14 protein-coding genes are annotated in these 13151 nt (G+C 66.1%); 8 read left to right on the forward strand and 6 right to left on the reverse strand.

What is annotated here, in order from left to right:
• Positions 1–11 precede the first annotated feature (11 nt).
• The 5 genes from ACESLR_RS00950 to ACESLR_RS00970 form a co-directional block, all read right to left on the reverse strand.
• A complete protein-coding gene (locus ACESLR_RS00950) occupies positions 12–1052 on the reverse strand; it encodes a GGDEF domain-containing protein (protein WP_373025479.1) in 1041 nt (346 codons plus the stop codon).
• A 371-nt stretch (positions 1053–1423) separates the two neighbouring features.
• Complete coding sequence (locus tag ACESLR_RS00955; RefSeq protein WP_373025478.1) at positions 1424–1924, reverse strand: DsrE family protein; 501 nt, start codon at positions 1922–1924, stop codon at positions 1424–1426.
• A 97-nt stretch (positions 1925–2021) separates the two neighbouring features.
• Positions 2022–2510, reverse strand: coding sequence for a DsrE family protein (locus ACESLR_RS00960; protein WP_373025477.1), 489 nt, complete (start codon positions 2508–2510; stop codon positions 2022–2024).
• A gap of 33 nt (positions 2511–2543) precedes the next feature.
• Complete coding sequence (locus ACESLR_RS00965) at positions 2544–3155, reverse strand: TetR/AcrR family transcriptional regulator (protein WP_373025476.1); 612 nt, start codon at positions 3153–3155, stop codon at positions 2544–2546.
• Positions 3156–3376: 221 nt separating this feature from the next.
• Positions 3377–4696 carry an MBL fold metallo-hydrolase gene (locus ACESLR_RS00970; RefSeq protein WP_373025475.1) on the reverse strand — a complete coding sequence of 440 codons (1320 nt, stop codon included), beginning with the start codon at positions 4694–4696 and terminating at the stop codon, positions 3377–3379.
• Positions 4697–4833: 137 nt separating this feature from the next.
• Here ACESLR_RS00970 and ACESLR_RS00975 point away from each other — a divergent pair, with 137 nt between their 5' ends.
• From ACESLR_RS00975 to ACESLR_RS00985, 3 genes are all read left to right on the forward strand, one after another.
• The gene (locus tag ACESLR_RS00975) at positions 4834–5067 is read left to right on the forward strand and encodes an ATP-binding protein (RefSeq protein ID WP_373025474.1); all 234 of its coding nucleotides are present in this window, start codon (positions 4834–4836) and stop codon (positions 5065–5067) included.
• Positions 5068–5169: 102 nt separating this feature from the next.
• Positions 5170–6696: a GGDEF domain-containing protein gene (locus ACESLR_RS00980; RefSeq protein WP_373025473.1), complete on the forward strand. Its 1527-nt coding sequence runs from the start codon at positions 5170–5172 to the stop codon at positions 6694–6696.
• Between the two features lie 3 nt (positions 6697–6699).
• The gene (locus ACESLR_RS00985; protein ID WP_373025472.1) at positions 6700–8001 is read left to right on the forward strand and encodes an NRAMP family divalent metal transporter; all 1302 of its coding nucleotides are present in this window, start codon (positions 6700–6702) and stop codon (positions 7999–8001) included.
• A gap of 16 nt (positions 8002–8017) precedes the next feature.
• Here the strand turns inward: ACESLR_RS00985 and ACESLR_RS00990 are convergent, their stop codons facing one another.
• Positions 8018–8926, reverse strand: coding sequence for an NAD(P)-dependent oxidoreductase (locus ACESLR_RS00990; protein WP_373054282.1), 909 nt, complete (start codon positions 8924–8926; stop codon positions 8018–8020).
• A 76-nt stretch (positions 8927–9002) separates the two neighbouring features.
• Between ACESLR_RS00990 and ACESLR_RS00995 the strand changes: the two genes are divergently transcribed.
• From ACESLR_RS00995 to ACESLR_RS01015, 5 genes are all read left to right on the forward strand, one after another.
• The gene (locus ACESLR_RS00995; protein WP_373025470.1) at positions 9003–9863 is read left to right on the forward strand and encodes a DMT family transporter; all 861 of its coding nucleotides are present in this window, start codon (positions 9003–9005) and stop codon (positions 9861–9863) included.
• Positions 9864–10060: 197 nt separating this feature from the next.
• The gene (locus tag ACESLR_RS01000) at positions 10061–10510 is read left to right on the forward strand and encodes a DsrE family protein (protein ID WP_373054281.1); all 450 of its coding nucleotides are present in this window, start codon (positions 10061–10063) and stop codon (positions 10508–10510) included.
• Between the two features lie 282 nt (positions 10511–10792).
• Positions 10793–11239: a DsrE family protein gene (locus tag ACESLR_RS01005; protein WP_373024254.1), complete on the forward strand. Its 447-nt coding sequence runs from the start codon at positions 10793–10795 to the stop codon at positions 11237–11239.
• A gap of 136 nt (positions 11240–11375) precedes the next feature.
• A complete protein-coding gene (locus ACESLR_RS01010) occupies positions 11376–12281 on the forward strand; it encodes an ABC transporter ATP-binding protein (RefSeq protein ID WP_373024255.1) in 906 nt (301 codons plus the stop codon).
• 4 nt (positions 12282–12285) lie between these two features.
• Positions 12286–13071, forward strand: coding sequence for an ABC transporter permease (locus tag ACESLR_RS01015; RefSeq protein ID WP_373024256.1), 786 nt, complete (start codon positions 12286–12288; stop codon positions 13069–13071).
• Positions 13072–13151 lie beyond the last annotated feature (80 nt).

Here is a 13151-nt window from a genome sequence, read left to right on the forward strand (position 1 = left end):
ACGCTGGTCGTTCAGAACAGTTCGATCTCGCCAGTCTGGATACTGGAGGGCTCCACCGCACCTTCGGCCACCAGTCGGTCGTACAGGCAGACCCGGTTCTTGCCATGCGCCTTGGCGTAGTACAGGGCCTGGTCGGCCTCGTCCAGCACGGCGCTAACGGTCTTGTAAGACTGCAACCGCGTCACGCCAATGCTGGTCGTGACACGGCCGACCCGCGGCAAGCCATAATCGGCGACGGCATCCTTGAGCCGTTCGAATGTGGCAACAGCCCGGTCGGCGCCGGCAATCTGGGCCAGCACGACGAACTCCTCGCCACCGAAACGATAGATCAGGTCGTTGTCGCGAAAGCTTTGCTGCAGCAGCCGAGCCAGCAGGATCAGGACTTCGTCTCCGTAGACGTGTCCGAAACTGTCATTGATCTTCTTGAAGTCATCCACATCGATGACGGCCACCCAGATCTCGGTTGCCTCGGGGCCGGGCTCCTGACGGCGATCTTCCTCAAGCCCAGGTCGGGTAACACTGCGCCCCAGCGTCGCGAGGTCACGGAAGTTCTCGTCGAAGGTCTTGCGGTTGAGCAACCCAGTGAGCTCGTCGGTCTGCGCATCGTCAATCAATCGCACGAAATTGCGGTAGACCGAGAGAAAGCTCTCGACCAGAAGGGTATCGAGCGACTCGTTACTACCATCGTCATCGAAAGAAAACACCAGGCAGATACTGAATTCGTTGAGTCCGGACATGGGAAAGACCGAGACCCGAGAGCCGGATCCGTCGACATCCGCGACCGGCTTGCCAGTCGCCAATGCCTGTTCCAGCAACCCGGCGGGTGTGGGCTGGTGCGCGGGATCAAACGGAACCGTCATCACGGCATCGTGCTTGCGATCGAAGGAATGCAGGCTCCTGGGTCGCCCATCGGCCTTCAACTGGATCGCCCAGATGCAGGCAGACTCGTAAATGCCGTCCAGCGTCTTGAGCAGGCTGTACTCCAGACGCTGGGCATTGCGGTTGCCCGTCAGGTGGGCCAGTCCGTCAAGCAGATCACGACTGCTGGGCATTGCGTTGATCCCGTGGATTCGGTGAGGGCCGCAGGCACCCCGGTTCGATCGTCCGGGGCCTGCGGCACGAAATCACTTTGCGCAAACGCCGCCTGGCAGCGCGCGAATCTGGGACACTGCCCCGCCCACAAGGTTTCCCGACGGAGCAACGCCCGAAGTTCAAGCTTCATGATAGCCGAAAAGCACGGGGCCGAGTGAAGGGCACCGCCCCAGACCGGTAGAGGCGCGAATCGATGATCCGGGGGGACTGCTCGCGAATGCCCCGTCCGGCGGACGGCCCCGGACAGATCCGCTGCGGTTTTCCCACTCGCGACCCCGGGGCCGTCGTCGCCTCCCCGCGACGACAAGAAAGGCCCCGTATGGGATCGAACTCAGTAGACGGGGACCAGTGCGTAGCCCTGGTTCTGGTAACCCATAACGGCGATGAACCCACTGCGCACCGGCTGGATCGGGTCCAGCAGCTTGTCGTTGTCCACCCCGTAGGCGCGGGTCGCGGCGGCGCAGGCCTCCATCCGGACCCCCAGCTCGTCGAGGCGATCCACGGCCTCCGCGATCTCGTCCAGGGTATCGCCGTGATCGATGGCGATCTCCGGCTCGGGATCGGTAGTGATGAACTTCACGGCCTCGGCGATGAACACCATGCGCAGATCGGGCTCCACGCCCTCCTTGATCAGGTTCTCGTGGTTGGTGGCGATGCCGCGCAGATAGGCCAGCATCGCGTCGGGATCGGACTTGCGCACGTCGTAGACCGCCTGCATGGTCTCGAGGCCCTCGGTCGCCTCACGGTTGTCCAGATCCTCGGCGGTGGCCGTGGACGCCAGACCGAACGGCAGCAGCAGGGCCAGCAACAGGATCAGCAGTCGCTTTCGCATGGTGGTTCTCCTCCTTTCGTGGTTCACGGAGACGCTGTCAGCATCTCCCGGGGTCCGGTTGTCTCGTACCCGGACTCGGTGTCTGAATCACTCGGACTCAGTAGATCGGTATGACCGCGTACCCCTGGGCCTGATAGCCAGTCAGGGAGACGAAGGTGTTGCGCACTGGTTCGATGCCGGGCAGCAGCTCGCCGGTGTCCACGCCGAACAGGCGGGTGGCGACGGAGCAGGACTCCATGCGCACGCCCTTCTCCCGCAAGGCGGCAATGTGCTCCTCGATCGCGTCCAGATGCTCGAACTCGGTCAGTTCGAACCGCTCGCGGTCCTCGCTGATCATGGTCACGGCCTGGCCACGAAAGGCGAGGATCATGTCCGGCTCCACGCCCTGGTCGGTCAGGTCTTCATGCGTCTCGCGAATCACCATCAGGTACAGCGCCAGCGTCTCCGGGTCCGTATTGTTCAGGTCGAAGACGACACGGCCCTTCTCGACGCCCTCCAGGGCGCGGGCGTCGGTAGGGGCATCGGCCTGGACACTCAGGGCGGTCAGGGACAGGGCCAGCAGCAACAGGGAAGCAACGATCTTCATCAGGGGACTCTCCTTCAATGATTGAAAGCGGGGTCACGGTCGATCCGCTGGAGCCATGGCGATGGCGCGCCAGGCAGTGTCCTGCGTCTCGGACAGGTAGTGCGGAAGCGGTCTCTCCAGGACACCGTCGAGGTGCAAATGCAGCAGGCGGATCGCGCCGCCGAACGCGGCGGTGGCGGCCACGGGTACCTCCATCGGGCGAACTTCGCCGTTCCGAATGCCCTGCTCGATGCACTCGCGCATGCGCTGGAACGGCTGCGAGGAACAAACCGGCGGCTCTTCCGGCAGGAATTCGCGATGCCGCGCCTCCAGCACGAAACGCAGGGTCTGTGGATCTTCGGCGGCGGCACGGAACATGAAGGCGATGATCCCGTCACAGCGCGCGCGGCAGTCACGCTCGCGTTCCATCACCCCGGCCAGACCGGCGTCCATGCGTTGCAACAGGTCGTCGTACAGCGCCTTGGCCAGGGCCTCCTTGTTGCCAAAGTGGTGATAGATCGAGCCAATGGAGACCCCGGCCTGGCGACGGATGTCATGGATGGAGGTATTGAAATAGCCATCACGACTGAACCGCTCCAGGGCGGTATCCAGCACAAGCTTGCGCAGCGCGGCACCGCGCACCGATTGCCCCAGGTTTCCTGTCATCACCAAAACCGAACCGAACGTTCGTTCTAATCTAGCGCGAACATACGGGAAATGCCATACGCCGGCCACGAGACATCACGGAAAAACGATCGAGCCCGCGCGCTGCACAGGCCCGGTCGATACCCTGGAGGGGAACGGGCCGCGGATTGGCAGCCCGGGTTTCGGATGGCGATTGCTTCGCTGCACTCGCAAAGACCGGGTGCCCGCAGCCGGATTGGGCTTCAGAAGTCCTCGAACTCCATCGCGCGGAACACGCGACCGGCGTTCTGGCGGTGCAGTTCGCCGTAGGTGTCCAGGTGGCGGTAGTCGGTCTGGTCGATGTTATAGGCATCGTTGAGCGTGCCACCCTCGTCGAGGATGCGCTGGACCTCCTCGCGCAGAAACACAAGGTAGTCGTGTGTGTAGCGGCGCAGCACGCCGAAGTCATTCACCGGCTCGCCATGCCCGGGGATGATGTGGTCGGCGTCCAGGGCCTCCAGTTCGTCCCAGGTCTCGATCCAGCCCGCGGTGTCCGTGTATTCGAAGATCGGCAGCATGCGCTGGTGGAAGGCCAGATCACCGGTAATGAGCGCCTTGCGCTCGAGCGCCCAGATGGCGATGTCGCCCGGCGCATGGCCCGGCCCGAGAGAGCGGATCTGGATGGTTTCACCACCCATGTCCAGGTCCAGGCGGGTGGCGAAGGTGACATCCGGCGTGCCCAGCTCGGTCATGAAGGCCTTGTCACGGGTGCGATTGGCCGCGCCTTCCAGGCTGGCCTGGCCGTTGGCCTCGATTTCGCGCCACGCGTCCTTGTGGGCGATCACGGTGGCACCCTGTTCCTGCCAGTAGGTCATACCGAGCATGGCGTGGCCCTGGGCATTCTCCAGCACCACGTATTTCACTGGCTGGTCGGTGAGCGTCCGGATTTCTTCGTGCAGTGATTTCGCCAGCAGGTAGTTGTCGCCCGCGTTCATCACCACCACGCCGTCATCGGTGATGATGAACGAAAGGTTGTTGTTGTGCCCGGAATTCTCGTAGGTGGAGGGCTGAGTCGCGCCGATCGCGGACCACACGCCGTCGGTTACCTCCCGCGGCAAGTCGTAGAGGAACGAATCGCGCGCCTTGTCCAGCACGTACAGCGGCAGACCCGCGTCCTGCCACTCAAAGAAGCCCCCAGGGTAGTTGTGCACATTGGTGTAGCCCATCTGCTGCAGCGTCTGCGCGGCCGCCGCACTTCGCAGGTTCTCATCGCCATAGACGACAATCGGGATATCCTTTTCCGGGATCTCGCCGGGCACCTCGAACTCGAGCGAGCCACGCGGGATGTTCAGCGTCTCGCTGGAGCGGATCTGGCCGCCGCCGGCCTCGATCTCGGTGCGCGTGCGCACATCGATCACCACGTGGTCCGGCTCCTCGGCGATGAGCTCCTGCAGGCCCTCCTTGTCGATGTTGGTGATCTCGGCGTTGGCCGCCTCCAGCAGCGTATCGCCCGTCAGTTCTTCGGCCTGCGCGGCGTTACTGCCCACCGCGGCGAGGGCCAGCCCCAGCCAGATCGCTCGCATCGTCGTTCTCCGTTTTGCATTCATCCCTTCACCATAGTCGCCTGTTCCTCCATCGGCCAGGCCTCCGCTTGAGTCAGCCCGTACGCCGTCTATATTCATGGAGACGGCGCACGGCCCAGCGGCCGAAGGAGCCCCCGATGAGCAATCACATGGCGGATGTCACCATCCACATCGACGAAAACACCGATCACGCGACGCGCGAGCGCATTCAGGACACCCTGCGGGAACTGCCCGGCGTGATGGCCGCCTCCAGCCACGACGAACGACCCCACCTGATGGTCGTGGAATACGACCCCGACCAGGTCAACAGCCGAACGCTGCTGGACACGGTGGCCGCCTCCGGCGTGCATGCGGAACTGATCGGCCTGTAGCGTCGGGCCACCGGGGGATTGAGCCAGCGCGCTCCCTCGTGGCTGGCAATCGCCGCATGCCGAAACGGGACAACCCATCGCCAGTCTGTCACCATATCGGCAATGGGGAAATCGGCCGGCATACCGCGTGACGAAGCGCGCTCGGCAGGCGGGCAATACCGCCGAGGCGTCGGGTTTGTGCATCCGAAGGCCTGGCAGGTCCTACTGGGTGTCGGCCTCCTGCTGACCGTAGTTTATGTCGCCCTGCCCTACGGCCTCGCGGCCAGCAGCCTCTACGTGATCGCCACCACAGGTGCCGCGGTCGGCGTCGGCATGGTCCTGCTGCAACACCCGCGACCCCGCGCCGCAACCGCCTGGGCCCTGGTCACCGTCGCACTGGCACTGGCGGCCACTGGCCACGCCATCTGGTACTGGCTGGACCTGCACGGCCTCGAGCCCTTTCCTTCGGTCGCGGATATCTTCTACCTGTCCGTGTATCCCCTGTTTGCCGTGGCACTGTGGCGGCTGGGGGCCCAGACTGCGCGAGACGACGGCGCCCTTGTGGATGCCCTGATCGTGGGCATCTCGGCCGCGGTACTCGGCTGGGCCCTGCTGATCGCTCCCTACACCTATGACCCTGACCTGACCTGGCTGCAATTGCTGGTATCGGCCGGCTATCCGGTCGCGGACCTGATCCTGCTGCCGTTGGTCCTGCGTCTGGTGTTCCTGCACCGAACGCGCATCACCGCCCACGGCTTCCTGCTCCTGGGCATGCTCGCCTACCTCGCGGCGGACCTGCTCTACGCCCACGGGAATTCCACCGGGTGGTACACCGCCGGCGGACTGACCGATGCGTTCTGGCTGATTGCCTATTCCTTGATCGTGGCGGCCGCCTGGCACCCTTCCGCAAAGATGGAACCGCGCGCGCACACCTCGCCCGCCGAACTCTCCGGCCGCCGCCTGCTCATGCTGGGCGCCGCATCCGTCCTGGTGCCCATGGTGATCCTGTTTACCGCCGACACGGGGATGGAGATCATCCGCGTGGCGGCGATCGCTTCCATCCTGCTGTTCCTGCTGGTGCTGTACCGGATGGCCGGACTGCTGCGCGAGACCCAGAACCAGGCCCGGCGTCTGGAGCACCTCTCGCACACGGACCCCCTGACCGGGGCCAGTAACCGCCGCCACCTGGAGGAACAGCTGGCCCGCGAAATCGCCCGTGCGGAACGCAACCAGGGTCCGCTGACCCTCGCATTCCTGGACGTCGACCATTTCAAGCGCTTCAACGACACCCACGGCCATGCCGCCGGCGACGCCCTGCTGCAGGAAATGGTGGACGCCTGGCGCCCCCTCCTGCGCCCCACGGACCTGCTGGCACGCTTCGGCGGCGAGGAGTTCGTGGTGGTGCTTCCGCATGTGGATGCGCAACAATCCCGGCTGGTACTGGAACGCCTGCGCGCCGTAATGCCCTGCAGCCAGACGTGCTCGGCGGGCATTGCCAGTTTTCGTCCGGGCGACACCACGGACTCCCTGCTGGGGCGCGCCGACCAGGCCCTGTACGCGGCCAAGAACAGCGGACGCGACCGGATCATCCTCGCCTCCACCGACTCGCTGCCCGATCCGAACCTGCCAACACCCGAGGGGAACCACTGATCCATGACTGCTTCCACCCGCGGCGCGCTGCGTGCCGCCATCGGACCGGGCCTGCTGATGGCTGGAGCGGCCGTCGGTGTGTCACATCTCGTCCAGGCCACCCGGGGCGGGGCCGAATACGGGCTGTTGCTGATCCCGATCGTGCTGCTGGCGTGCCTGTTCAAGTACCCCTTCCTGGAGTTCGGCCCGCGTTACGCGGCGGCGACCGGCCATAACCTGCTCACCGGCTACCACCGCCTCGGCCACTGGGCGCTGGGGCTCTATATCGCCGTAACCCTGGGCACCCTGTTCATCATCCAGGCCGTGGTCACCCTGACCACCGCGGGGCTGTTCGCACTGGTGTTCGGGCTGGACCTGTCGATGGTCGCGCTGTCCGCCCTGATCCTGGCGGCCTGCATCGGTTTCCTGATGGTCGAGGCCTACAAGGGCCTGGACCTGGGCATGAAGGTCATCATGGCCGCGCTGAGCGTGTCGACGGTGGTCGCGGTCGCCCTGGCCTTCCAGGAGGCCCCGGACTGGCAGACCCTCTCCGGTGCGCCGGAATGGTCGAGCCTGTGGACCCTGGCCGGCTTCGCCTTCGTGCTGGCCCTGCTCGGCTGGATGCCGATCCCGCTGGATGTCGCCGCCTGGCACTCGGTCTGGACCCAGGAGCGCGCCCGCATGACGGGGCATCATCCCAGCGTGCGCGAGGCCGTGTTCGACTTCCGCCTCGGCTACCTCGGGGCCACCCTGTTGGCGCTTGCATTCATGCTGCTGGGGGCATTGCTGATGTACGGCACCGGCATCGGCTTCGCCCCGGAGGCCGCCGCGTTCTCGGCACAACTGGTGGATCTCTACGCCCAGAGCCTGGGCGAGTGGAGCCGCTCGCTGATCGCCATCGCAGCACTGACCACCATGTTCTCCACCACCCTGGCCGTGACCGACGCCTACCCCCGGGTGATCATGGCCATCATCCGTACCCTGCGGGAAAACGGCCATCGAGCACAGGACATGGAGCCCGCCGCGCGGGGCGAACGCGGGCTGGACTGGTGGGGCTATCGCATCGCCCTGCTGATCGTCGCGACCGGGGCGCTGGCGCTGATCTGGCTGGCCGGCGACCAGTTCACGCGCTTCGTCGACATCGCCACCACCCTGTCGTTCCTGTCCGCCCCGATCCTCGCCTGGCTCACCTTCCGCGCGGTGATGTCAGCGGATGTGCCGGCCGCCGCGAAACCGGGCCCCGGCCTGCGCGGCCTCGCCTGGGCCGGCATCGTCTTCCTCGCGGGATTCTCGCTGGCCTGGCTGGTCTGGCGCTTCGGGCTCTGACGCCCGGGGCACTTCGTCAGGAAGCCGGTTCGCCGGCACGCACGCAGAACCGCGCCAGGATGGCCACGTCGTGCCGCGCCTGCCCGGCCGCGAGCGCCGCATCCACGGCCTCGCGCACCGGCCTGAGCCCCTCCGTCGCCAGCCCGAGATCGCGGCTCAGATCGGCGATGATCCCCAGGTCCTTGTGGTACAACCCGACCTGGAACCCGGGCTCGAAGTCGCCGTCCAGCAGGCGCTGCCCGTGCACCTCAAGGATGCGCGAGGAAGCGAACCCGCCCATCAACGCCTCGCGCACCCGCGCCGGGTCCACACCGGACTGCTCCGCCAGCGCGAACGCCTCGCCCACCGCGACCAGGGTCTCGCCCACCACCAGCTGATTACAGGCCTTCGCGATTTGCCCCGCCCCGCTGTCCCCCACGTGGGTCAGGGTGGAACCCACCACCTCGAAGATCGATCGCAACGACTCGACCACCGCGGAGGGGCCGCCTACCATCAGGCTCAGCGTCCCGGCCCGCGCGCCCGGTTCGCCGCCCGAGACCGGGGCATCCACGAAGGTCACCTCGCGTTCGGCAGCCGCGCGGGCGATGGCGCGGGTACGCATCGGGTCGATGGTGCTGTGATCGATCACGATCAGGCCAGGGCGGGCGTGCTCCAGGACCCCGTCCGGCCCCAGCATCAGCGCCTCGACATCCGGCGTGTCGGAGACATTCAGCACCAGAACCCGCACGCCGCGAACCAGCGCCGGGAGGCTCGGGTACGGCCGAGCCCCGTCCTGCGCCAGTGCGTCCGCCGCCTCCGGCCGCCGCGCCCAGACCTGGACGTCGGCCCCGGCGGCGAGGAGGTTGCGATTCATGGGTGCTCCCATGATGCCGAGGCCAATGGCCCCGATCGGCTGCAGTTCGGGCGGGATCTGGGATGCGGACATACGGCACTCCGAAAACGGTACCCACGCACTGTAACAACCCCGCTGGAAAAGCGGCACATGGAGGGTGAACCGGATCATGCAACACGAACACCTGCACGGCTCCCTGCTCGCCTTCACCGGCGTGATGGCGCTCAGCTTCGACGGCCTGCTGGTGCGCCTGGCCGACACCCAGGGCATGGACATCGTTTTCTGGCGCGGGTTGCTGATGGCCCTCGCCCTTACGCTGCTGCTGCGTATCCTTGACGGGCGCTGGGCCTGGACCCACCTGCGACTGGGCGGGCGGGATGCCGTCTGGGTCGCGGCCGGCTTCGCGGCGACCACCATCCTGTTCGTCCTGGCCATTCTGCACACCACGGTCGCCAACGTCGTGGTCATCCTTACAGCCTCGCCCCTGTTCGCGGCCGGGTTCTCCGGTCTTCTGCTGCGCGAATGGGTGCCGTTGCGGACCTGGATCGCCATGCTGATCAGTATCGGCGGGATCGTCGGGGTGTTGGCCGGCTCGCTGGAGGCCGGCGGCTGGCGGGGCGACGCCCTGGCGCTGCTGGCGGCCCTGGTGGTCGGCATCAACCTGACCCTGCTGCGCCGCTCGCCCCGAGTGGACCGTCTGGCCGTGATCGCGGCGGGCGGGATGCTGGCCGCGCTGATCGCATGGCCGCTGGCAACGCCACTCGCGGTCGGGCTCGACAGCCTCGCGGTCCTGGCAATCATGGGACTCCTCCAGCTCCCCCTGGCGCTGACCCTGATCGCCCTGTCGACCCGCTTTCTGCCGGCCGGCGAGGTGGCCCTGTTCCTGGTGCTGGAGGCGGTATTCGGCACGCTCTGGGTCTGGCTGTTCCTGGCCGAGGCCCCCGGCACCCTCACGTTGTTCGCCGGTGGCCTGGTGCTGCTCACCCTGGCCACGCACGCCGCCCGGAACGCGCAAACCGGAACCCGGTAATATTCTGAATTCCTACTTATGATCAAACGGTTATCGTGCATTCGAGGGGAATAATCGAACAGGGTTCCCTGTCCTACCCGTAACCGGATGCGAAAGGGCCCGGCGTCCACTATCGGATCCGGTCTGCCAATTGCAGCGCGACATACGCCCCCGGGCGTATCGAAAAAAGACATGGGAACAAACACAGGAGCCCAATCATGAAAAAACGCTTCATTCTTCCGCTAGCCATGGCCGCCGCCGTCTTCGCCCTGCCGGGGACCGTCCTCGCCGACGAGGACGTCTACTCCGAACAGAAAGTCGTTTATCACGTGAACCACGACAACGAAAAGCGGCAGATCGGTGCGATGCGCAACATCCAGAACCACATCAACGCCGTGGGCGCCGACCGCATGAGCATCAAGGTCGTGATGCACGGCAACGGGCTCAGCCTGCTCCAGCACGCCAAGTCGAACGAGGACCTGAAAGCCTTCGTCGACCAGCTGAAGATGCAGGACGTGGACTTCCAGGTGTGCAACAACACCGTCGTCGGCCGGGACATCGATATCGCCAACGACCTCTACGACGCCTCCGAGGACGACATCATCCCGAGCGGCGTGGCCCACCTGTCTCATCTGCAGCAGCAGGGCTACACCTACGTGCGTCCGTAATACCCCTGCGGCAAGCACCCCGGCGACCGCCATCTCCCGGTCGCCGCTTCGGGCCCGGGTCTTCCCGGGCCCTTTTCTTTGGCGACGCCGAACCGGCGCCGCATGACAGATGCCGTGGCCCGGCATAACGGGAATAGAAGCATCCCCGGTGCGTCTTATCCATAACTGCCGATCGCCTTCTTCGCAAAGTCCCCGATCGCAGCGCGCCAACCCCGGCGCAAGGCCCCGTGGCGCACTACAAACCCGCCCGGGTTCATTGTTGTTTCAGGAGGAACCTGTGCAATGAACGCAATAAAACTGATCCTTCCCGTACTGCTCGCAATAATCCTCGGCACCCCCGGCCTGGCGGCCGCGAGCGAGTTCGACTACGGCACCCACAAGGTCGTCTACCACGTGAATTACGACGACGAGCAGCGCTACATGGGCGCGATGGGCAACATCCAGAACCACATCAACGCCGTTGGCGCCGAGAACATGGAGATCAAGGTGGTGATGCACGGAGATGGCCTCGGCCTGCTGCAGACCGCCAACACCAACGAGAACCTGCGCGGGCGCATCGAGAACCTGAAGATGCAGGACGTGGAGTTCCAGGTCTGCGCGAACACCCTGCGTGGGCGCAACATCGAGCTGAGCTCACTGTTCGATGCCTCCGAGGACGACGTGATCCCCAGCGGCGTGGCGCATATCTCCTGGCTGCAGCACCAGGGCTACACCTACAGCAAGCCGTAGCCCCGGCTCGCAATCCATCCACGGGAAGGCCCGGATCGAGAGATCCGGGCCTTTTTCATGGTCCCGCAACGGACCCATTGGGGCGACCGCCCCGAACCGGTATGGTATTGACCCTCTACTCACCACGAGTCTCGCCGTGTCCGCCATCCGCATCCAGCAGCTGTACAAGGCGTACGACGGCGTTGCGGTCGTGGACGGCGTGGACCTCGAGATCGCCCCGGGCGAGTTCTTCGGGCTGCTGGGCCCCAACGGCGCCGGCAAGACCACCACCCTGCGCATGCTGCTGGGGATGACGCCAATCGACGGCGGGCAGGTCGAGGTCCTGGGCCTGCCCATGCCGGAGGGTGAACGCGCCGTGCGCGAACGCCTGGGCATCGTGCCCCAGTTCGACACCCTCGATCCCGACTTTACGGTGATCGAGAACATGCGCACCTACGCCGCCTACTTTGGCCTGGCCGGGCCGGAGGTGGAATCGCGTATCGACCGGCTGCTGGAGCAGGTCAACCTGAACGACAAGCGCGGCGCGCGCATCGACGCCCTCTCCGGCGGCATGAAGCGGCGCCTGACCCTGGCCCGTGCGTTGATCAACGAGCCCGAGGTGGTGGTGCTGGACGAGCCCACCACCGGTCTCGACCCGCAGGCCCGCCATCACCTTTGGCGCCAGCTTCGGGCGCTGCGCGCCTCGGGCGTCACCCTCGTGCTGACCACCCACTACATGGAAGAGGCCGAGGAGCTGTGCGACCGCATCGCGATCATCGACCACGGCCGCATCATCGCCTGTGATGCCCCGAGCCGGCTGATCGCCGAGCACATCGAGCCCTGGGTGCTGACGGTCGGCGGCACGGACGCCGGCGAGGTCCTGCAACGCGAGCTGGGCCCGAAGGACCGGGCCCACCAGGTCGCCGACACCTGGCTGGTCTACACCGCCGAGCCGGACCGGCTGCGCGAGCGCCTGCGCACGTTGGGCCACGAGCCCACCCTGCGCGAGGCGGACCTGGAAGACGTCTTCCTGAAACTCACCGGCCACGAGTTGAGGGACTGAACCCATGTCCGGCGACCACCCCATCCTGCCCCGCCCCAGCCTGCGCTTCGCCGCCGTCTGGCGGCGTAACCTGCTGGTCTGGCGCAAGCTGATCGTGCCGTCGATGCTGGGCAACTTCGGCGAGCCCATCCTGTACCTGCTGGCCTTCGGCTACGGCTTTGGCAGCCTGGTGGGCGATCTCGACGGCATACGCTACATGGTCTTCATCGCCTCCGGTATCATCTGCTCGTCCGCGATGTTCACCGCGAGCTTCGAGGGCATGTACTCCGCCTACACCCGCATGGCGGAACAGAACACCTGGCTGGGCATGCTGGCCACCCCGCTCACGCTGGACGACATCGTCTTCGCCGAGGCCGTCTGGGCCGCGACCAAGGGCCTGATCAGCGCGATCACCATCCTGATCGTCGCCAGCCTGCTGGGGCTGGTGAGCGATACCCGCGCGCTGCTGGCACTGCCGGTGATCTTCCTCGCCGCCTTCACCTTCGGCGCGCTGGCCCTGGTCATCACGGCCCTGGCGCGCAGCTACGACTTCTTCCTCTACTACTTCACCCTGGCGGTCACGCCGATGCTGCTGCTCTCGGGCGTGTTCTTCCCGCTCACCGAGCTGCCCGGCTGGGTGCAGGGCCTGGCGCTGGCCCTGCCGCTGGCGCACGTACTGGAGATCGTGCGGCCCCTGATGACCGGCGCCTGGCCGGGCGCCTGGCTTCCGCACCTGGCCGTAATCGCCGTCTACGGCCTCGGCGCCATTGTCCTGGCGACCTACCTGATCCGCCGGCGCCTGCTGCGCTGACCGCCGCGAGCCCCCGGTCCCGCTCCGGCACTGCGCCCGGTTGTGCCAGAATGTCGGGCTTCCCAGCCTGCCCGAGCCCG

Source organism: Thioalkalivibrio sp., assembly GCF_041685615.1.
In the GTDB taxonomy this organism is placed as follows: domain Bacteria; phylum Pseudomonadota; class Gammaproteobacteria; order Ectothiorhodospirales; family Ectothiorhodospiraceae; genus Thioalkalivibrio.

Coding starts and splice junctions, on each gene's coding strand:
- ACESLR_RS00990 (WP_373054282.1), bottom strand. CDS start 8,926: ATGTCCGCATCCCAGATCCCGCCCGAACTGCAGCCGATCGGGGCCATT.
- ACESLR_RS00995 (WP_373025470.1), top strand. CDS start 9,003: ATGCAACACGAACACCTGCACGGCTCCCTGCTCGCCTTCACCGGCGTG.
- ACESLR_RS01005 (WP_373024254.1), top strand. CDS start 10,793: ATGAACGCAATAAAACTGATCCTTCCCGTACTGCTCGCAATAATCCTC.
- ACESLR_RS00950 (WP_373025479.1), bottom strand. CDS start 1,052: ATGCCCAGCAGTCGTGATCTGCTTGACGGACTGGCCCACCTGACGGGC.
- ACESLR_RS00965 (WP_373025476.1), bottom strand. CDS start 3,155: ATGACAGGAAACCTGGGGCAATCGGTGCGCGGTGCCGCGCTGCGCAAG.
- ACESLR_RS01000 (WP_373054281.1), top strand. CDS start 10,061: ATGAAAAAACGCTTCATTCTTCCGCTAGCCATGGCCGCCGCCGTCTTC.
- ACESLR_RS00975 (WP_373025474.1), top strand. CDS start 4,834: ATGAGCAATCACATGGCGGATGTCACCATCCACATCGACGAAAACACC.
- ACESLR_RS00955 (WP_373025478.1), bottom strand. CDS start 1,924: ATGCGAAAGCGACTGCTGATCCTGTTGCTGGCCCTGCTGCTGCCGTTC.
- ACESLR_RS00980 (WP_373025473.1), top strand. CDS start 5,170: ATGGGGAAATCGGCCGGCATACCGCGTGACGAAGCGCGCTCGGCAGGC.
- ACESLR_RS00985 (WP_373025472.1), top strand. CDS start 6,700: ATGACTGCTTCCACCCGCGGCGCGCTGCGTGCCGCCATCGGACCGGGC.
- ACESLR_RS00970 (WP_373025475.1), bottom strand. CDS start 4,696: ATGCGAGCGATCTGGCTGGGGCTGGCCCTCGCCGCGGTGGGCAGTAAC.
- ACESLR_RS01015 (WP_373024256.1), top strand. CDS start 12,286: ATGTCCGGCGACCACCCCATCCTGCCCCGCCCCAGCCTGCGCTTCGCC.
- ACESLR_RS00960 (WP_373025477.1), bottom strand. CDS start 2,510: ATGAAGATCGTTGCTTCCCTGTTGCTGCTGGCCCTGTCCCTGACCGCC.